Origin of the sequence: Flavobacterium sp. 103, from assembly GCF_003096795.1 — a bacterium.
GTDB lineage: Bacteria > Bacteroidota > Bacteroidia > Flavobacteriales > Flavobacteriaceae > Flavobacterium.
Window position 1 is genome coordinate 1,541,280 of record NZ_QENX01000001.1, and the last position, 21,167, is coordinate 1,562,446.

General features: G+C 34.8%; 18 protein-coding genes. 15 read left to right on the forward strand and 3 right to left on the reverse strand.

What is annotated here, in order from left to right; genetic code table 11:
- The first annotated feature begins 10 nt into the window (after window positions 1-10).
- Window positions 11-760: a uroporphyrinogen-III synthase gene (locus C8C85_RS06335; protein ID WP_077378154.1), complete on the forward strand. Its 750-nt coding sequence runs from the start codon at window positions 11-13 to the stop codon at window positions 758-760.
- Window positions 761-863: 103 nt separating this feature from the next.
- Here the strand turns inward: C8C85_RS06335 and C8C85_RS06340 are convergent, their stop codons facing one another.
- Window positions 864-1,544 carry a zinc metallopeptidase gene (locus C8C85_RS06340; RefSeq protein ID WP_116796317.1) on the reverse strand — a complete coding sequence of 227 codons (681 nt, stop codon included), beginning with the start codon at window positions 1,542-1,544 and terminating at the stop codon, window positions 864-866.
- Between the two features lie 177 nt (window positions 1,545-1,721).
- Complete coding sequence (locus C8C85_RS06345) at window positions 1,722-4,769, reverse strand: leucine--tRNA ligase (RefSeq protein ID WP_116798403.1); 3,048 nt, start codon at window positions 4,767-4,769, stop codon at window positions 1,722-1,724.
- Between the two features lie 675 nt (window positions 4,770-5,444).
- Here C8C85_RS06345 and tnpA point away from each other — a divergent pair.
- The 9 genes from tnpA (at window position 5,445) to truB (ending at window position 11,726) form a co-directional block, all read left to right on the forward strand.
- Complete coding sequence (gene tnpA, locus C8C85_RS06350; RefSeq protein ID WP_116796318.1) at window positions 5,445-5,906, forward strand: IS200/IS605 family transposase; 462 nt, start codon at window positions 5,445-5,447, stop codon at window positions 5,904-5,906.
- Window positions 5,907-6,041: 135 nt separating this feature from the next.
- Entirely contained in the window at window positions 6,042-6,833 is a 792-nt protein-coding gene (gene modA / locus C8C85_RS06355) for a molybdate ABC transporter substrate-binding protein (RefSeq protein WP_207786924.1), read from the forward strand.
- Window positions 6,833-7,237, forward strand: coding sequence for a molybdopterin-binding protein (locus C8C85_RS06360; RefSeq protein ID WP_116796319.1), 405 nt, complete (start codon window positions 6,833-6,835; stop codon window positions 7,235-7,237). The genes modA and C8C85_RS06360 overlap by 1 nt, the downstream gene beginning before the upstream one ends.
- A complete protein-coding gene (gene modB / locus C8C85_RS06365; protein WP_116796320.1) occupies window positions 7,230-7,901 on the forward strand; it encodes a molybdate ABC transporter permease subunit in 672 nt (223 codons plus the stop codon). The genes C8C85_RS06360 and modB overlap by 8 nt, the downstream gene beginning before the upstream one ends.
- Before the next feature lie 23 nt (window positions 7,902-7,924).
- Window positions 7,925-8,776 (forward strand): sulfate/molybdate ABC transporter ATP-binding protein, encoded by an 852-nt coding sequence (locus C8C85_RS06370; RefSeq protein WP_243412078.1) that lies wholly within the window; start codon window positions 7,925-7,927, stop codon window positions 8,774-8,776.
- A gap of 139 nt (window positions 8,777-8,915) precedes the next feature.
- Window positions 8,916-9,791, forward strand: a complete 876-nt coding sequence (locus C8C85_RS06375; RefSeq protein ID WP_116796322.1) for a cell division protein FtsX — start codon at window positions 8,916-8,918, stop codon at window positions 9,789-9,791.
- A gap of 92 nt (window positions 9,792-9,883) precedes the next feature.
- Window positions 9,884-10,123: a DUF3098 domain-containing protein gene (locus C8C85_RS06380; RefSeq protein WP_116796323.1), complete on the forward strand. Its 240-nt coding sequence runs from the start codon at window positions 9,884-9,886 to the stop codon at window positions 10,121-10,123.
- 104 nt (window positions 10,124-10,227) lie between these two features.
- On the forward strand, window positions 10,228-11,025 hold the full coding sequence (locus C8C85_RS06385; RefSeq protein WP_116796324.1) for an undecaprenyl-diphosphate phosphatase: 798 nt from the start codon (window positions 10,228-10,230) through the stop codon (window positions 11,023-11,025).
- On the forward strand, window positions 11,025-11,726 hold the full coding sequence (gene truB, locus C8C85_RS06390; RefSeq protein WP_116796325.1) for a tRNA pseudouridine(55) synthase TruB: 702 nt from the start codon (window positions 11,025-11,027) through the stop codon (window positions 11,724-11,726). The genes C8C85_RS06385 and truB overlap by 1 nt, the downstream gene beginning before the upstream one ends.
- Window positions 11,727-11,756: 30 nt before the next feature.
- Here truB and C8C85_RS06395 read toward each other — a convergent pair whose 3' ends face one another.
- Entirely contained in the window at window positions 11,757-12,374 is a 618-nt protein-coding gene (locus C8C85_RS06395; protein WP_116798405.1) for a thioredoxin family protein, read from the reverse strand.
- 176 nt (window positions 12,375-12,550) lie between these two features.
- On the opposite strand from C8C85_RS06395, the gene C8C85_RS06400 reads away from it, so the two are divergent.
- The 5 genes from C8C85_RS06400 to C8C85_RS06420 all read left to right on the forward strand — a co-directional run bounded on the left by C8C85_RS06400 (window position 12,551) and on the right by C8C85_RS06420 (window position 21,160).
- Complete coding sequence (locus C8C85_RS06400; protein WP_116796326.1) at window positions 12,551-13,357, forward strand: patatin-like phospholipase family protein; 807 nt, start codon at window positions 12,551-12,553, stop codon at window positions 13,355-13,357.
- A gap of 272 nt (window positions 13,358-13,629) precedes the next feature.
- Window positions 13,630-14,337 carry a UMP kinase gene (gene pyrH / locus C8C85_RS06405; protein WP_116796327.1) on the forward strand — a complete coding sequence of 236 codons (708 nt, stop codon included), beginning with the start codon at window positions 13,630-13,632 and terminating at the stop codon, window positions 14,335-14,337.
- 75 nt (window positions 14,338-14,412) lie between these two features.
- Window positions 14,413-14,976: a ribosome recycling factor gene (frr, locus tag C8C85_RS06410; protein WP_116796328.1), complete on the forward strand. Its 564-nt coding sequence runs from the start codon at window positions 14,413-14,415 to the stop codon at window positions 14,974-14,976.
- Between the two features lie 116 nt (window positions 14,977-15,092).
- Entirely contained in the window at window positions 15,093-17,591 is a 2,499-nt protein-coding gene (locus tag C8C85_RS06415; protein ID WP_116796329.1) for a DUF5686 family protein, read from the forward strand.
- A gap of 374 nt (window positions 17,592-17,965) precedes the next feature.
- Window positions 17,966-21,160: a PAS domain S-box protein gene (locus C8C85_RS06420; protein ID WP_116796330.1), complete on the forward strand. Its 3,195-nt coding sequence runs from the start codon at window positions 17,966-17,968 to the stop codon at window positions 21,158-21,160.
- The last annotated feature ends 7 nt before the right edge of the window (window positions 21,161-21,167 follow it).

The following is a 21,167-nucleotide window of genomic DNA, read 5'->3' on the forward strand; positions in this document are numbered from 1 at the left end:
TTATTTAAATATGAAAGTGAAAACAATTTTGGTATCACAACCAGAACCTAAAGTGGAAAATTCTCCATACTTTGAGCTGCAACAAAAGCATAAAGTAAAAATTGATTTCAGACCTTTTATTCATGTAGAAGGGGTAAGCGCAAAAGAGATTAGACTTCAGAAAATCGATCTTAATAACTACACTGCTATTATATTAACAAGCAAAAATGGTGTGGATCACTTTTTTAGAGTGGCAGACGAAATGCGCTATAAAGTTCCTGAAGGATTAAAATACTTCTGTCAATCGGAAGCAATTGCATTTTACCTGCAAAAATACGTAGTATACAGAAAACGTAAAATTTATGTAGGCCCTAAAGATTTTGCTGATTTGTCGCCTTTAATCAAAAAATATAAAGACGAGAAATTCTTATTACCGGCATCTGACCAATTGAACGCCGACATTCCCGTAACATTAAACGCTTTGAAAGTTGACTGGACTCCAGCCACTTTTTACAAAACGGTTATGAGCGACTTGTCTGATTTGGCTGATGTTTATTACGACGTTTTGGCTTTCTTTAGCCCAACCGGAATTAAATCTTTATATAAAAACTTTCCAGATTTTGAACAAAACAATACTCGAATAGCCGTTTTTGGAAGCACCACTCAAAAAGAAGCTTTGGATCACGGATTACGCATAGACATTATGGCTCCAACACCAGGAACTCCATCGATGACAATGGCTTTAGAAAAATATATAGCCGAAGCGAATAAAGGAAAATAGACACCAATGAAATGGCAATAACATTTGCAATTTCAATAACAATAAAAAAATCCAAATTCCAATTTTACGATTGGGATTTGGATTTTTTTTAATTTATACTTTCTTATCTTCTATTATTAAAAATCGAGATATAATACAGTAAAGTAGCAATAGAACCCAATGCAGCCACTACATAGGTTCTAGCGGCCCATTTTAAAGAATCTTTTGCACCTGCCTGCTCTTCTCGAGTTAACATGTTTTTATTCTCCAACCAAACTAAAGCCCTCTTACTCGCATCATATTCTACTGGCAAAGTAACAATTGAAAACAAAGTCGTTGCGGCAAAAATCACAATTCCAACCAATAGCAATTGCGGAAAAGTACGCAACATCAAGATTCCCGCCAATAAAATCCATTGCATATAGGACGAAGCCACATTGACAATTGGAACCAACTGAGAACGCAATGTCAGCATACTATAAGCTGTGGCATGTTGTACCGCATGCCCACATTCGTGTGCTGCAACGGCGGCGGCGGCGGCATTCCGTTGGTTATAAACCGCTTCGCTTAAATTAACCGTTTTATCTGTTGGATTGTAATGGTCGGTCAATTGTCCCTCAACCGAAATTACCCTTACATCACGAATTCCGTGATCTGCAAGCATTTTCTCGGCGATTTCACGACCAGACATTCCGTTTTGCAAATGCAGTTTCGAATAAAATTCAAATTTACTCTTTAGCGTAGAACTCACTAACCAACTTGCCAGCATAATACCTCCAGCAAGAATTAAATAACTTAGTCCCATATTTTGTTTTTTTTATTTTCTGTTTCTAAATAAACATCAAATTACAAACCAAAATTAACAAAATGTCATCTTGTCACTTGTAAACTCTTGTTAAATTATTCCGGAACGAAAAAATCCCAAACCCCAATTGTAAAATTGGAATTTGGAATCTTTTAAAATTTAGAATTTGATTTTCTTTTACCCCACCAAATTGATGATTTTCCCTGGAACAATAATCACCTTGTTTGGTGTTTTACCGTCCAATTGTTTGATGGTTCTTTCGTCTTTCATTACGATTTCCTCGATTTGTTCTTTGGTTAAATCCAAAGGCAAATTGATTGTGAAACGCATTTTTCCATTAAAAGACACCGGATATTCTTTATCGCTTTCTACCAAATGAGCCGGTTCAAATACTGGGAACGGAACCTTTGCAATTGAACCGGTATTTCCTAGCAATGACCATAATTCCTCGGCAATATGTGGTGCATAAGGCGAAATCACAATTGCCAATGGCTCCAAAATAGCACGAGAATGACAATTTTGAGTTGACAATTCATTCACACAAATCATAAACTGTGAAACCGAAGTATTGAAAGAGAAATTCTCGATATCCTCAGCGACTTTCTTGATGGTTTTGTGCAATGATTTTAAGTTGTCTTTCGTTGGTTCGTCATTGGTAACAATCAAACCATTTTCGTCAAAATACAAACGACATAATTTTTTCAAGAATCCAAAAACTCCCGAAATTCCTGCTGTGTTCCAAGGCTTGGCTTGTTCCAATGGCCCTAAGAACATTTCATACAAACGCAAAGTATCGGCTCCATATTCATTACAAATATCATCTGGAGTTACAACATTGTAATAAGATTTCGACATTTTTTCGACCTCACGACGAACTTTAAATTTATTATTAATTTCAAAAAATATTGCATTTTCAAAATTAGAACTATATAGCGTTGAAGTTTTAAAGTCAGCAATTTGCAATTCATCTGATGAATTAACATAATTTACATTAATTCGCAAAGGAGAAGAATCCTTTTTAACATCAATATCTTTTATATCAATTCCATTTAAAACTTCTTTCGTCTTTTCATCATTAATAGAATTTACTAGCAATCTTCTTAAAACTAAATCAGTTTCAGAATTTAATTCAATATCATCTTCAGAAATACAAATCGGATTAGACAATTTAAAAGGATGGAAATTCAATCCAATGTTTTGACATGTTATAAAAATTTGAGTGACCTTCCTAACATAAGCACTAGTCCCCAAAATCATCCCTTGATTAATCAGTTTCTTGAATGGTTCTTCGGTTGGTGCAAAACCTTTGTCTTTAAGAAATTTGTTCCAAAAACGAGAATACAATAAGTGGCCAGTTGCGTGTTCGCTTCCGCCAATGTATAAATCCACACTTTCCCAATATGCCAAAGCTTCCTTACTGGCAAATTCGTTCTCGTTGTGCGCATCCATGTAACGCATCCAATACCAAGAACTTCCCGCCCAACCCGGCATAGTATTCAATTCTAATGGAAAAATAGTAGCATTATCAACCAAACTCGTTTCAACCACTTTATTATTTACGCTGTCCCAAGCCCAAACACCAGCGTTCCCCAATGGAGGCAATCCGTCTTCAGTTGGTAAGTATTTCTCCACTTCGGGCAAGATGATAGGCAAATGCTGCGCATCAATCATTTGTGGCAAGCCATTCACATAATACACAGGGAAAGGCTCTCCCCAATACCTTTGACGGGAGAAAACCGCATCACGCAAACGGTAATTGATTTTCCCTTTTCCTTGACCTATTTTTTCTAACTCTTCGATTATCTTTTTTGTCGCCTCTTTGTAATTCAATCCATTTAAGAAATCCGAATTGGCAATTTCCACATTGTCTTTAGATCCAAAAGCTGCTTCCGAAATATCCACATTCGCAAAAATGTTTTTGATTTCCTGCATTCCTTTTTGCCCTTTGAAGAAATTCGCAAAAGCATAATCTCTTTCATCTCCACAAGGAACCGCCATAACAGCGCCTGTTCCGTAACCTGCCAAAACATAATCCCCAATCCAAACCGGAATTGGTTCTTTAGTAAATGGATGCTCAGCAAAAGCTCCCGTAAACACACCCGAAATAGTTTTCACATCCGCCATACGCTCTCTTTCGGAACGCTTGGCCGTTTTTTCGATATAGGCTTCTACTTCCGCTTTTTGTTCAGCAGTCGTAATTTGTGCAACCAATTCGTGTTCCGGCGCCAAAGTCATAAACGTTACTCCAAAAATCGTATCAGGTCTAGTGGTGAACACTGAAATAGTCGCTGATTGTTGGTCGTTGGTTGTTGGTACCACATTGAAATCCACCATCGCCCCTACGGATTTTCCAATCCAGTTTCTTTGGCTTTCCTTGATGCTTTCGCTCCAGTCAATGTCGTTCAAACCTTGCAGCAAACGTTCCGCATAAGCCGAAATTCGCATACTCCATTGTGTCATTTTTTTACGTATCACAGGATATCCGCCACGCTCCGAAACACCGTTTACGATTTCGTCATTTGCCAAAACCGTTCCCAATCCCGGACACCAGTTCACTTCGGTCTCCGCCAAATATGTCAATCGGTATTGCAACAAGATTTTCTCCTGCTGTTCTTTTGCGAAAGCGTTCCATTCATTGGCCGAAAACGATTCAATATTATCGTCACAAACTGCATTTACATTCGCATTTCCTTCTGTAGAAAAAACCGAAACCAAAGTCGAAATATCTTCTGCTTTGTCAGTGTTTTTATTGTACCAAGAATTAAACAATTGGATAAAAATCCATTGTGTATGCTTGTAATAATCGGGATTCGAAGTACGCACTTCACGATCCCAATCAAATGAAAATCCTATTTTATCCAATTGCTTTCTGTAACCGGCAATCACTTTCCCTTCTTTGTCAACGCCTCCGTCAATATTTACCCGAGTAGTGTCCTCAGGACGTTGCCCAGTCTGAATCGCATATTGCTCCGCCGGCAATCCAAAACTGTCGTACCCCATCGGGTGCAATACATTAAAACCTTGGTGCCTTTTGTATCGAGAGTACACATCCGAAGCGATGTAGCCAAGCGGATGCCCCACGTGCAGTCCCGCTCCAGACGGATACGGAAACATATCCAACACATAATGTTTTGGTTTGTCTGAATCGTTTTTGGCTGCAAAAATTTTATTGTCAGCCCAGTATTTTTGCCATTTGGCTTCTATTTCGTTCGGATTGTATTTCATTCCCCTTTTATATTGTTTTTTTAATGGAGTCATGCTTTCGCACACTCAAGTCATTTCTTCAAGTTTCTAAGCTACTGAGTCGCTAAGTTTCTAAGATTTTATTCTCTTAATTTTCAGTTGGCAAATTTACGTTTATTGTGCTATGTGCCAAAGTTATTTCTTAAACAAAAAAATAAATCACTAAATATAAGTGAAAATACTTATTTTTGATTGTATGTTTCTTATTTGAGATTAGTTATAATTCAACAAATATAAGACCTCATAGAGGTTAACTGTTTGTTGAAAAATAAGTAATTTTGATTTTAGCTCCATAGGAGCGACCTGAAAAAAAAATTTATGACAAATACCTATTCACAAATTTATATTCAATTTGAAATCGATTAGGATAAAACAATTGTCATCGCTACGGATTCAATGACAAACTGGTCACTCCTTCGGAGTTTTTCTCAAAATACCTATTAAATACTACAATCAGTATGCCTCTACAAGGAAATAATGATGAACTAAATAAAGTTTACATACTTGTAATTTTAAAATTAAATTTGGATTATAACCTAAAACAACATTTAATCAACTATTAAAATAGATAAAAAAACCTCGTAGAGGTTTACTGTTTGTAGAAAAATAAACGGTTTTAATTTTAGCTCCATAGGAGCGACCTGAAAAAAAGAATCTATGGCAAATACCTATTCACAAATTTATATTCAAATTGTTTTTGCTGTAAAAGGACGTGAAAACCTTATTAAAAAAGAAAACCGCGAAGAATTGCATAAATTCATTACAGGTATTGTTTCCAATCGAGAACAAAAGTTATTAGCTATTTTTGCAATGCCAGACCATGTTCATATTTTGATTGGAATAAAACCAAGTATCACAATCTCAGATTTAGTAAGGGATATAAAAGCGGGTTCGTCAAAATTCATTAATGACAGTAAATGGATTAACGAAAAATTCAATTGGCAGGAAGGATATGGAGCATTTTCATATTCAAAAAGTCAACTCGATAATGTGATAAAATACATTCTAAATCAAGAAAACCATCATAAAAAGCAAACATTTAAAGAAGAATATATTTCGTTTTTAGAAAAATTTGAAATTGAATATGATGAAAAATATTTATTTCAATGGATTCAATGATCAACAGGCCGCTCCTACGGAGCTTTTCAACAAATACCAAATCATTGCTACAGACAGTAAGCCTCTACGAGGCAATTAAATAGAATTCCATTGTGAAAGTTAGCCCACAAATTTTGGTATATTAACCAGAATACAATGAAAATTAAATCTAAACGTATGATTATTAAAAAATCAATGTTCTCAATGCTAATGCCGTTTATACTATTAACATTTGGAACAGCCGAAGCCCAGCAAAAAATCACCATTGTCGCCGCCGCCAATCTAAAAGTGGCTTTAGATTCCATAACAACCGTTTTCAAAATCCAAAACCCAAAGATTGACGCACAAGTGACTTATGGTGCTTCGGGAAAATTATTTGAACAAATTTCCAATGGTGCTCCTTTCGATTTATTCTTTTCCGCCGATATGGATTATCCCAACGAACTCAAGAAAAAAAATCTAACGGCATCAGAAGTTAAAATGTACGCGAAAGGAAAACTGGCCCTTTGGAGCAAAAAAACAGATCCAAACATCAAAAAGATGAACACCCTTTTGAATGCCAACATCGTTAAAATAGCCATTGCCAATCCAGCAACAGCACCTTATGGCGAAAAAGCCGTAGAAAGTTTGAAATTCTACAAAGTATATGATAAGGTAAAAAGCAAATTGGTTTTTGGCGAAAACATCACGCAAGCCGCACAATTTGCCACAACTGGAGCCGCTGATATCGGAATCATTGCATTATCACTCGTTCTCACCCCAAATATGCAGAAAGAGAAAGGTAAATATTACATCATCCCCGAAAAAAGTCACGCCCCTTTGAAACAAGGCTGTGTAATTCTGAAACACGGACAAGGAAATGCAACCGCTGCTAAATTTTATAATTTTATTTCCTCAAAAAAAGCGGGCGCTATTTTAAAATATTACGGTTATTCAACTAAGAAATAATGAACACATTAAACGGAAATATAACAGCAATTCAATCGCACGAGGGAATTTCATTAGTGAAAGTAAAATCCAATGACACGATTTTCACTTCAATTGTTCTCGACACTCCGGAAACAGCCTCTTATCTCGAAACAGGCCATTCCGTAAAAATCATTTTTAAGGAAACCGAAGTCATTATTTCCAAAGATTCCAATCCAAACATCAGCATTCAAAACCGATTACAATGCACCATTGAGTCCATAAAAAAAGGCGTTCTGCTCAGTCAAATAAAATTGAACTTTGGCGAAACAATTATAGAATCCATAATAACGACCAATGCCTGCGAACAATTGCAGTTAGAAAAAAACGATGTGGTATTCGCATTAATAAAAACGAACGAAATAAGCTTATCTCCCAATGATTGATTTCGCCCCATTATGGCTCACGGCAAAATTGGCGTTTATCACAACGCTTATTCTCTTACTACTGGCAATTCCGTTTTGTTATTGGCTCGCGTATAGTCGTTTCCGATTCAAAGCTGTAATCGAAGCCATCATCAGTTTGCCTTTGGTACTGCCTCCGTCAGTTTTGGGGTTCTATCTCTTGATTGCTTTTAGTCCTGAAAATGCTTTTGGCAAATTCCTGTCCGATTATTTTGATTTGCAGTTGGTTTTCACTTTTCAAGGTTTAATTCTGGCTTCCGTTTTATACAGCCTACCTTTTATGGTGAACCCAATTCTGTCGGGCTTAAAAAATCTGCCAGCTTCTTTGCAGGAGGCTTCTTTCATTTTGGGGAAATCAAGATTCTCAACCATCCTAAAAATCATCCTTCCAAATATTCGACCTTCGTTGCTCACTGGAATCATAATGACCTTTGCGCATACAGTGGGCGAATTTGGCGTTGTCTTAATGGTTGGGGGAAGCATCCCTAAAGAAACCAAAGTAGTTTCCATTGCAATTTACGAAGAAGTTGAATCGATGAATTACGATAATGCCAATGTTTACGGGGGAATACTGTTTGTGTTTTCTTTTTCAATTTTGCTGGCCGTTCATTTAATCAATAACAAAAGAAAAGCAACTCTCTATTAATGATACAGTTTAATGCCTATAAAATGCTGCAAACAGCAGATGGAGAATTGCCCCTGGATGTTTCTTTTACGATCGAGGAAGGACAGTTTCTTGCTATTTATGGAAATTCTGGAGCAGGAAAAACAACGCTGCTCAGAATATTGGCAGGACTCACCCAAGCCGACAAAACACAGATCAAAGTTGCCAATGAAATCTGGGACGACTCCCAAAACAAAATTCATCTGTCTGTTCAAAAACGTTCTATTGGTTTTGTTTTTCAGGATTATGCACTGTTTCCTAATTTAACCGTAAAAGAAAATTTAGAATTTGCTTTGCAAAAAAATGACAACAGCAAAATAGTTTCCGAATTGATTGAACTGATGGAATTACAGTCTTTGCAGAACAGCAAACCTCAAAATTTATCCGGTGGGCAAAAACAGCGTGTAGCTTTGGCAAGGGCGATTGTCCGCAAACCGAAAATCCTCTTATTGGACGAACCGCTCTCGGCACTTGATGATGAAATGCGGTTTAAACTTCAGGATTATATCTTGAAAATCCATCAAAAATATCAACTGACCACTTTAATGATTACCCATTCTATTCCTGAAATATTCAAGCTTTCGGACAAAGTCATTATTCTGGATAAAGGAAAAATCATCAAAGAAGGAACACCAGTAAATGTGTTTTCGGAAGAAAAAATAAGCAGTAAATTCAAGCTGACGGGAGAAATAATCAGCATCATCAAAAGCGATATTATTTATGTCGTCCAAGTACTTTCTGGTAATAACATCGTAAAAGTGGTAGCCTCCGAGGACGAAATAAAGGATTTCAAAATTGGACAAAAAGTATTCGTTGCCTCAAAAGCATTTAATCCAATCATTCAGGTTATATCATGAATTGGCGGTAAAAACCAATCAACCTTCAGCTATTCAACCTCTAATGCGAGTTATTTACACAAAAGTTAAAACTTTGGGAGTTATTAACTTCAAATTAAAGAATATGTTTATTATTTTTACCGCATAATTTAGATATACTATGAGTTCATCCTTTGAAAAGTTTCAAAAGCGCAGGTTAATTTCCTCTTATTTTTCAGTAGTGCTAAGTGTATTCTTAGTATTATTTCTACTAGGCATATTGGGATTTTTTATTATCAATTCCAAAAAACTGGCCGATGATTTCAGAGAAAAAATAGCAATGACTGTTTTTTTCAAAAATGAAGCCAATGACTCTATTCTTAAGGCTTTTGGTCAAGAATTGAAAACCACCAAGTTTTCTAAAACTTTCGTCTACGTTTCCAAAGAACAGGCAGCAAAAGAACACACTGACATTATTGGTGAAGATTTCGTGACCTTTTTGGGCGAAAATCCTTTGCAAAATTCATACGACATTCATTTAAAAGCCGATTACGTTGAAAGAGACAGTATAGCAAAAATCGAATCCCATTTACGCAAAAACGCAATGGTTTCAGATATTGTTTATGACAAACAATTGGTCAACTTAGTAAACGACAACATCAAAAAAGTCAGTATGTGGATTTTAATTGTTAGTGCTTTCTTGACTTTTATTGCAGTACTTTTAATCAACAGCTCATTGCGTTTGTCGATATATTCCAACCGATTTATCATCAAAACCATGCAAATGGTAGGTGCAACCAAAGCCTTTATCAGAAAGCCTTTTGTAATGCGCAGCATAAAATTGGGAATGATTGGCGCAGGACTTGCTATTCTTGCCTTAATAGGTGTTTTGATTTATCTTGAAAACAGCTTTCCGGACCTTGGCATCCTAGATGACAAGTTATTGATAGGACTTGTATTGGTTGCCGTATTTGGACTTGGCGTTTTAATCACGTGGTTAAGTACTTATTTTGCAACGCAACGTTTCTTGAATTTAAGAACAGACGATCTTTATTAATTTTAGATTGCAGATTTTAGACTGCAGATTTCAGTAATAAAACATAAATTTAAAACAGCGGATGAGATTGCTTCGTCCCTCGCAATGACAAAATGAAAAACGAAGAACACAAACACGAATTCCTTTTTGAAAAAATAAACTATAAAATTCTATTGATTGGAATTGGAGTAATTGCATTGGGATTTATACTAATGTCTGGTGGAGGAAGCGATGATCCTAATGTTTTTAACGACTCTGTATTTGATTTCCGCAGAATTCGTTTGGCTCCAACCACCGTTTTAATTGGATTTGGAATTACCATTTATGCCATTCTTAAAAACCCTAAAAAATAGTAAGCAGTCGTCAGTATTCAGTGTTCAGTTAGTAACAGTCTGGAAACTGAAATGCTTCGCCAGTTCGCTATCGCTCGAGTCTGAAAACTGAAAACTTTCACAAAATGAATACATTACAAGCTATCGTTCTTGCCATTATAGAAGGAATTACAGAGTTTTTACCGATTTCTTCGACTGGCCACATGATTATCGCCTCTTCTTTTTTTGGAATTGCACACGATGATTTTACCAAACTTTTTACTATTGTGATTCAATTGGGAGCAATCCTTTCAGTGGTAGTTTTGTATTTCAAACGCTTTTTTCAATCCTTTGATTTTTATTTCAAATTACTAGTTGCTTTTATTCCCGCAGTTGTTTTCGGATTACTTTTCAGTAAAAAAATTGATGCTTTGCTCGAAAATCCAGTGACTGTCGCCGTTTCATTATTGATAGGTGGAATCATTTTATTAAAAGTAGATGAATGGTTCAACAGTGCCACAGCTTCCGAAACGACTCAAGAAATCACTTATCTTCAAGCTTTAAAAATAGGTTTGTTCCAATGCCTTGCAATGATTCCTGGAGTTTCCAGAAGTGGTGCGACAATTGTTGGCGGAATGTCTCAGAAACTATCTCGCACATCTGCCGCAGAATTCTCTTTTTTCCTTGCGGTTCCTACAATGCTGGGTGCAACGGTGAAAAAATGTTACGATTATTATAAAGATGGTTTTGTTTTGAACGACGACCAAATCAATTTCTTAATTATAGGAAATGTGGTTGCTTTTATTGTTGCCCTTTTGGCGATTAAAAGCTTCATCGGATTTTTGACAAAAAACGGATTTAAAGTTTTTGGTTATTACCGAATTATTGCAGGAATCATATTATTGGCAATACACTTTTTCATTCATCCTTTGACCGTACTTTAATGACAACCGAAGATTTTTTAAACGGCCAAGTTCTCTTAATTGACAAACCTTTGCATTTTACTTCCTTTCAGGCGGTAAACAAACTTAAATATGCCTTAATCAATAAAGCTGGATTGCCAAAAAAATTCAAGATTGGACACGCAGGAACTTTGGATCCTTTGGCTTCTGGATTATTATTGGTTTGTACTGGAAAATTCACCAAAAAAATTGCCGAATTACAAGGGCAACCCAAAGAATACACTGGAACGTTCTACATTGGAGCCACTACACCATCCTATGATTTGGAAACCGAAATTGACAAAACTTTCCCGACAAATCATATCAACGAATCTCTAATTCACGAAACCGTAAAACAGTTTTTGGGTGAAATTGATCAAAAACCGCCTATTTTTTCGGCCATAAAAAAAGACGGTGTACGTTTATACGAACATGCCCGAGCTGGGGAAACGGTAGAAATTGCCTCGAGAAAAACTACTATACATGAATTTGAAATCACAAGAATTGCACTTCCTGAAGTCGATTTTAGAGTAGTTTGCAGCAAAGGAACTTACATTCGCTCCTTGGCGTATGATTTTGGAAAAGCAATGAATTCAGGATCGCATTTAACGGTTTTGCGACGCACGAAAATTGGCGATTACAATGTAAAAGATGCGATTGATGTAAATGATTTTGAGGCAACTTTAAATCCTAAAAAAGAGTAATTTTTAAAAATTAAAATTACTTAATTCTTTTTAGACGCAAACGCATTCCTCAATAGAATACATCATCTCCACAACTTCGTTTTGAACAGACAATCCTTTGTCGTGTAAATACCACAGTTGCAATTGTCTTTTTGCCTCTTCATCTACAATACTAAACTCTTCTTTGTAGTTTTTAATTAAATCCGAAGCACCTTTTGGTCTTGGTCCCCAATGGTTGCAAACCTTACCTAATTCTTTATCAATTATAAGGAGTTTTGGAATGGCTCTGGCTCCATTAGTCAAAAATTGATTCATTAAATCATCATTCAAATCACGTAAAACAATTTTCAAATCTATCTTATCCGATTCTAAAGCCATTTTATTCAATATTGGCAAAATCTGGGCTGCATCCCCGCACCAGCCTTCGGCGATGACCATCCAAATATATTCTTTTTCAAGTGCTTTTAATTTGGAACTGACATCCTCCGGAACGCTTATTGTTTTATCCAAACGTTTCAAACGGATTTCGTTTAAGACACTATATTGCAGTAAATCTTCCGATTGTTCGATTCCGGTTGACTTTCCTTCGGATAGCAAATCGGATACGATTTTTTTGTATTCTTGATAAGTATAACTATTAAACAAGGCCTTCGCTACTGAACTTTTCATAACTAAATCTTTTTCCCTTTGTTTCATAAAACGGCACATCTTCATTGGTGTATACTTCCAATGACGACATGCTCATTTCATTATACAAATTTATTTGAAGCAAAATTAACAATACCCGTTGTTTAAAAACGTGATAAAAATCACTTTGTAACAAACAAAATGCATATTTTTATAAAATGGACAGCAAATCAAAATCAATCGGTTTAATACTATCCGGCGGTGGATCAAAAGGCATCGCACATGCTGGCGTTTTAAAATTTTTGGAAGAAAAAAATATCGTTCCTACCCAAATTGCAGGTTCAAGTGCTGGTTCAATTGTCGCTGCTTTATACGGAAGTGGTAAATCGCCCGATGCTATTTTGGAATTCTTTAAATCCATATATTTTTTTCATTGGAAACATTTTACATTCTCCAAAGCTGGACTAATTGATTCGGAGTCATTCAAAGAATATTTCTATGAAATATTTAAAGACACTACTTTGTCTGAACTTAAAATTCCTGTTCACATTACCGCAACCGATATGATTAAAGGAAAATCAAAAATATTTGGCCCCGAAACCAAAACAATAGATGCAATCTTAGCCTCATCATCATTTCCGGGAGTAATGTCTCCTTATGAATTTAACGGAAAACTGTATAGTGACGGAGGTATTCTCAATCATTTTCCAACCGATATTTTAAAAGAGAAATGCGACACTTTAATTGGCGTTTATGTTAGTCCAATCCAAAAAATAGAAGCCAAAGATTTAACTTCCATCAAATCGGTAACCGCTAGAGCTTTTGATCTATTCTCGGCCAATTCCAGCATACATAAATTTGATCATTGCGACTGGTTGATAGAACCCGAAGCTTTATCACTCTATAGTACATTCGAAACCAGCAAATCCAAAATGGAAGCAATTTTCGATATTGGATACGAATCGGCAAAAAAAACTTATAAAAAACTTAACTCATCGCTAGACGCAAAATTAATAAGTTGCTAAGATTTAAACAGCCTATTTGAAAAACGAAAAATAATATTCTGACTTCTAAAAAAAGCTTTAAACTTATAAAAACATAGACTCTCAGCGCATTAGTATCAAAATAAGAGTACGAAATAGTCACCAATAAACTTAATTTAAATATTTAAGGAGCACTATTTTCAAAAAAAACAGAATATGTCTATATTTGCACAAATTTGACAGCATTGAACCCAATCAGTGATGCAATTTACTTTCGATAACGAAGGGAGACCTTAAAAAACAAAAACTGACTGATGAAATACAAAAGAATCCTTCTGAAATTGAGTGGTGAAGCTTTAATGGGTGATTTACAATACGGAATTGACCCAAAACGATTGGCCGAATATGCCGACGAAATCAAGCAAATTCACGAAAAAGGAGTTGAAATCGCTATAGTAATTGGTGGAGGAAACATTTTTAGAGGTGTTGCAGGAGCCAGTTCTGGGATGGACAGAGTACAGGGAGATTATATGGGAATGCTGGCCACAGTTATCAACGGAATGGCATTGCAAGGTGCCCTTGAAGATAAAGGCATGAAAACCCGTTTGCAAACTGCCTTAAAAATGGAATCAATCGCAGAACCTTATATCAAAAGAAGAGCTGATCGTCACTTGGAAAAAGGAAGAATCGTTATTTTTGGAGCAGGAACCGGAAATCCATATTTCACGACAGATACAGCTGCCGTTTTACGTGGTATCGAAATAAATGCTGATGTGATTCTAAAAGGAACTCGTGTAGATGGTGTTTATGACTGTGATCCAGAGAAAAATGAGTCTGCAATAAAATTTGATTTCATCTCTTTTGAAGATGTATTGAAAAAAGGATTAAATGTAATGGATACCACCGCATTTACTTTAAGCCAAGAAAACAAATTACCGATAGTAGTATTCGACATGAACAAAATAGGGAATCTATTGAAAATTTGTGAAGGGAAAAATATAGGAACCGTAGTAAACATATAAAAAGCAGTAGGCAGTTTTCAGATGACAGTACAAGAATCTGAAAACTGAAGTCTAAACTCTGAAATCTTAAAAAAAATGACAGAAGAAATTGAATTTATATTAGATAGTACAGAAGAATCTATGACGGGTTCTATCGAGCATTTAGAAAAAGCCTTTTTAAATATTCGTGCCGGAAAAGCATCTCCTGCTATGTTGGGAAGTGTTTTTGTTGATTATTATGGATCGGCATCTCCACTATCTCAAGTATCAAAAATCAGTGTGCCTGATGCAAGAACCATCACGCTTCAACCTTTTGAAAAAAACATGTTGCATCCTATTGAAAAAGCAATTATGGTTGCCAATCTTGGATTCAACCCAATGAATAACGGAGACATGATTATCATTAGTGTCCCACCTCTTACCGAAGACCGCAGACGTGAACTAGCCAAACAAGCCAAGTCTGAAGCGGAAGATGCCAAAATTGGTGTTAGAAATGCCCGAAAAGACGCTAATTCGGATATCAAAAAATTAGAAAAAGAAGGAACTTCGGAAGACATTTGCAAAAGCGCAGAAGAAGAAGTTCAAAACTTAACTAATTCATTTATCAAAAAAATTGATGAACTTCTGGCAGTAAAAGAAGCCGAAATCATGAAAGTTTAATCTTTGGATTCTACAATTAATAAATCTGTCTCGTTTTTAGGAACAAGACAGATTTTTTTATAGTTATTTTTGCCATTACAAAATGTAATTGAACACATTTTGCAACAAATCGTTTTATGAAGTACTTTTTTTTACTGTTCTTCTTTTTTACGCTTTCGCTTCAAGCGCAATTTCAAGTAAATGGAATTGTCAAAGACGCTTCAACCCAAAAAATACTTCCATTTGCCTCTATCATTACAAATGACAGCTCCAACACCATTTCGGATGTTGATGGAAAATTCAGTATTTCATCCAAAAACAAAATAACATCCATAACCGTTTCTTATATTGGTTATTTAAAAAATACGATTAGTATAGAAAACAATAAGCTATTTTATAAAATAGATCTTGTTGAAAAAGCAAACCAGCTCAAAGAAGTTTTAGTTTCTAATGAAAATCCAGCATTGGCCATTATAAAAAAGACCATTCAGAACAAAGCAGAAAACAATCCGCAGAAAAAACTCAAAAGCTTTGAATTCAAATCCTACAATAAACTCATCGTTACTGCCAATCCAGACTCCATTAATGGAACTATAGACTCTGTGTTTGTAACCAATTCGTATGAAACTTATCTAAAAAAACTGGATTCAACTGATTACAAATTCAAACAACTCATCAAGAAACAGCATTTGTTTCAAACTGAGAAAGTATCAAAATATCAATTCGACGGCAAAAGATTGAAAGAAACCATTTTAGGAACGAGAATGGCAGGATTCAAACAACCTGTTTACGAAATACTCACTTTCAACCTTCAATCATACTCCATATACGATTCTAAATATGAGCTTTTCGAAACCAAATACAAAAGTCCAATTGCAAATGATGCCTTGGATGATTATAACTACAAACTACTAGACACTGTAGTCATAAATGGTCGAAACACTTATATGGTTTACTTTAAAAACAAAAAAGAGAAAAGAGCCGCTGGTCTTGAAGGGATTTTGTACATCGATCAAGTTAATTTTGCTGTTGCAAAAGCAATTATGCGTATCAAAGGGATACTAGATATCAGTGGAATTCATGAATTTCAATTCATTCCAGAAAAATATTTGTGGTTTCCTACCGCAACCAAGTTTAAAATTGTAAAAGGAACCAATGATGATGATATAAAAATATTGGGAGGAACAATTCAATTTGATGGCGACATAAAAGAAGACTTAACTCCCAGGAAAAGAGTCGAATCTGATTATATCTATCTGCTTTCCCAAACAACAAATTTTGACATTCAATACTCCACTCCCGTAGCAATCAAAAAGCCAATAGTTCAGGTAGAGATTAAAGAGAATGCCATAAATAAACCCGAAAGCTTTTGGGTCGAATACCGAAAAGACAGTTTGGACAGCCGAAGTGAGAAAACCTATCTATCATTAGACAGTATTTCGATAAAAAAAAGAATAGAGAGCAGGCTCAATTTTGGCCGTAAAATCTTAACTGGATACCTCCCTTTTAAGATTTGGGATTTTAATTTACGTAAAATATTAAGTTATAATAATTATGAAGGATTACGATTAGGAATTGGCGGTATAACCAATGATTTTTTTTCCAAAAAATACCGTCTCGAAGGTTACACGGCTTATGGTTTAAGAGATTATGATTTCAAGTATAATTTAGGAATTGGAGCCAGAATAGATAAATTCTCCAATACTTGGATTGGAATAAGCTATACCGATGACCTTAGAGACATTGCAAGTACCGACTATGTTGTCGAAAAAAAAGCTTTCAAAATCTATGATCCACGTTCGATCAATTTCAACACTTTTTATAGATATGAGCATTGGAGAATTGCATTAGAATCCAAAATCATTCCAAAAGTGGAAAGTGTTTTCGCACTTGCCAATACTTTTGTAACCCCACAATTCGAATATACTTACAACCTGAATGGCAAGTCCTACAAGACTTACACGATGACAACCGCAACAATATCTTTGAAATGGAGTCCATACAGTGATTATATGCAAACCCCAACAGGAAGAATTGAAACCGAAAAAAGGTTTCCAAAGTTTACTTTTCAGGTGACTCAATCACTTCCCGATGTTTTGAACAATGATTTTACTTATACCAAAATTGACTTTAAAGCCGATTACCAAATCAAGTATTTAAATGGTCAGCGAACTTTTTTGTTATTTGAAGCCGGACGAGCCTTTGGTGATTTACCACTCCCTCAATTATACAGCAACTCACCAAATAATTTAAACAAAGAAACGATTTTTAAGAGAATTACCTTTGCGGGTAGAAACAGTTTTGAAACCATGTATTTCAATGAGTTTTTCTCTAGTGAATACATGTCTTTTCAGTTCAAACATGGTTTTAACAGAATTTATATTTTTAATAAACTAAAGCCTTCGCTTGATTTTGTAACTCGAATGGCTTGGGGAAATATGAAAAATCCAGAAAATCATATTGGACTTGACTTTAAAACCTTGAACAAAGGATTCTTTGAATCCGGCATTGAACTCAATAAAATCTTTAACGGATTGGGACTTGGTGGTTATTACCGTTATGGACCGAATCATTTAAGCAATTTCAAAGACAATATTGCTGTGAAACTGACTTTTATTCTTGATTTGGGAATTTAACCCAAAATCCTCTTCTTAAATTTACCCTAAGCAAAATCGAAACCCAATATCCAAAATTATTATTTTTTGGATCGACCTGTCCTACCCATTTTTTGCAAACAATCCATTCAAAATAAGGAACTTACAAATACATTATGAAATTTTCAGCAATGGATAAATACATAGGAAAAAGACTTCTTTATTGTTAAAAAACACTTGTTTTTAAGTCCAAAAAGAACAAAATTACACATTATAAAAAATTTGGAGCTAGATTTGTTTCGATAAAAAGCAAATTAACCCGATAAAATGCACTTATGATATAAAAAAGTAATCATATACTTAATATATTTGTACATTATTACTTTGAATAAAATAGAGAATAAAAGAACTTACAAATGGCTGAAAATATAAATATCGGACAATACAACATTCCTACGTTTCTAAATTCGACGACCAAAATTGTTGCCAGTACCGCTATACTATATTTTCTAATTTCCAAATTATCCCTATTTATATTCGTTACCGAAATTAATATACTTCCATTTTTTCCAGCGATTGGTTTTGCAATAGCTACAACTCTACTTTTAGGAAGAAAAGTAATTTTAGGTGTAGCGATAGGCTGTTTACTATTTTCCATAAGTTTATATCTAAGTGATTTTCAAAATGCGACAACATTTAAAGAACTTATTAAACCTTTGGCTTTATGCATTGTTAGGCCAATCATAGCCTCTATAAATGTATTTCTCGTCTCTTATTTGACCAAATTGTGGTGCAAAAATAAATATCCTTTCGACAATGAAAAAAATGTCATTTTTTTTGCTTTGGCCAGTTTACTGGGAACTTTTGTAAGTGTTAGCACTGGTTTTATTACTCTAACAATCATTCCCTATTTCTCGCTCGATAACTTCATTTTAATCTGGAGTAACAAGCTCAGGGGAAATGTTTTGGGTGCAATTATATTTACCCCATTTGTACTTTCTTGGTTACTTCGCACAAAAGAATTCACTGGATGGTCAGCAGTTAAAAAAATGGAAGCCTTTATCCTAATTATTTTTACTCTTTTTACAACTATATATATATTTGAAACACATGCAAACAACGAATCCATTCTTTTCTTTTTTCTGATATGGGCAGCGTGTCGTTTTGGGATGAAAATTATCACTCTAGTCTCCTTAGTCATTACTATTATATCAATATATTGCACCAGCCATCAGATGTGTGGTTTTACTTTTATTGGTTGGAATAAAGATTTTTTCATGTTACAATTGTTCCTATTTGTAAATATGGTCTCAGTCCTATTTCTAAAGTCAATTTTAGAACAAAAGGAAAACGAAGAGAACAAATTAAAAATTACCGAACAAGACTTAGACCTGGAGAAAAACATACTCAAAGCAACCGTCGAAAGCCCAAAAGAAGTCAGTATTTTTTCTCTGAATACCAACTTAAACTATCTAAGTTTCAATTCGGCTCATTCAAAATATATGAAAAATGAATATGGAGTCGAAATAAAAATCGGGGACAATCATATTGATTTAATTCCAAGAAGAAGCCGAAAAGAAGAAATCATTTCCATATTTAATAATGTTTTAAAAGGCAACACCTATTCTGCGGAAGAAAAAGATTCCACAGGGGCATATTGGAATGTTGCTAAATCACCCATCAAAAATGAGGAAGGTAAAATCATTGGAGCAACCACAATTGTCACCAATGTCACCGAATTAAAATTAAAAGAAATGCAGTTAGAAAAAAACAACATTTCACTTAATCAACGTATTAAAGAGCTCCGTTGTCTATATGACATCTCGGAAATCATTAGCAACAAAGCGCTTTCAAAACCCAAAAAATTGGAGGCCTCCGTTCAAATTATTCCAAAAGCACTGCAATTTCCCGAAATTGCCAATTGTCGAATCCAAATGTGTGAGGAAGAATTCTTTTCTGCCAATTATCAGCAAAACGATTGGACTCTCAAACAAAATATTTTTGTAAATGGAGAAGAATACGGCTTTATTGAAATTGGTTATTACAATGCAAAAGAATTAAAAAAAGAAACAATTTTTTTAGAAGAAGAAATCAAATTATTGGAAGCATTGTCAGATATTCTTTCCAGATCTATGGAAAGAAAATTGGCTAAAGAAAAACTCCTTAAAAGTGAAGAAACCTATCGTATTTTATTTGAAAATGTTCAGGACGTCTTTTTTAAAACATCGATAAGAACAGGAGAGATATTGGATGTCAGTCCGTCTTGCAGCACTTTTAATGGAATAACAAGAGAAGAACTAATTGGTCAAAGTATGTCAATTATTTATTCCGACAAGAATCAAATGCAATTGATGTTACAAAAAATAATAACGGAACAAAAAGTTATTGACCACAATAATGAAATTACTATAAATGGTAAGCTTTTTTATGTATCAATCAATGCCAAAATCATTTTTGATTCAAATGGAGAACCCGAATTTGCAATCGGCTCTTTTAGAAACATTACCGAACGAAGATTAATGGAGGAAAAACTAAAGATAAGCGAGGCAAAATTCCGTTCTATTTTTGAAAATTTTGAAGATGTCTATTTCAGAACAACAATGGACGGGACGGTCCTTGATGTCAGTCCCTCATTCGAAAAAAATTTCCATAAGCCTTGCTCGTTTGCATTAGACAATTCTGTCTTTGATTTATATTACGATAACCAAGATAGAGAATCCTTATTGCAAAAACTAAAAAAAGATGGTCAAGTTAGGGATTGCGATATCCGATTTAGAGATGGGAATGAAAAGATTCTGTTTTTCTCAGTAAATGCACGTTTAATATATGATGAGAATGGAGAGCCAATCTACATAGAAAAATCCATGAGAAACGTTAACGACCGTATAGCCTTTCAAAAGGAGTTGCTGACAAAAAACCGACAACTAGAATTTCAAAATACTGAATTAGAACAGTTTGCCTACATAGCATCCCATGATTTACAGGAACCGTTAATTACAGTAATCCATTGTATACAAATGCTTCAAGAGGAATTAAATGAAAATTTGGACGAAGATCAAAAACAATATTTACAATTCATTAACAGCTCCACAGCAAGAATGCAGTTATTGGTAAAAGGACTATTGGATTACTCCCGAATCGGCAAAGAAAGAAAAAATAACTGCATAGATTGTAATGAAATTGTTGCCAATGTTCTTACGGATATGGATGTTATCCTAAAAAAAAGCAATGCCTTTATTGAATGTGAGAACCTACCTGTTATCGAAGGTTACACTACCGAAATAAGACAACTATTCCAAAATATAATCAGTAATGCCAATAAATATCAAAAAAAAGACCGACAGCCAAAAATAAAAATAGCTGCAGTAAAAGAGGAAAACAACTGGCTTTTTTCAATTCAAGACAATGGAATCGGGATTGAAGAGCAAGATAAAGATAAAATATTCGTGATTTTCAAAAGACTGCACAATCACAATGAATACCAAGGGATCGGTATCGGATTATCGCTTTGCAAAAAAATCGTAGAACACCATAATGGAAAGATTTGGGTCGAATCCAATTACAACAAGGGAAGTACATTCAAATGGACCTTACCTGTAGAACTAAATTAACAATACA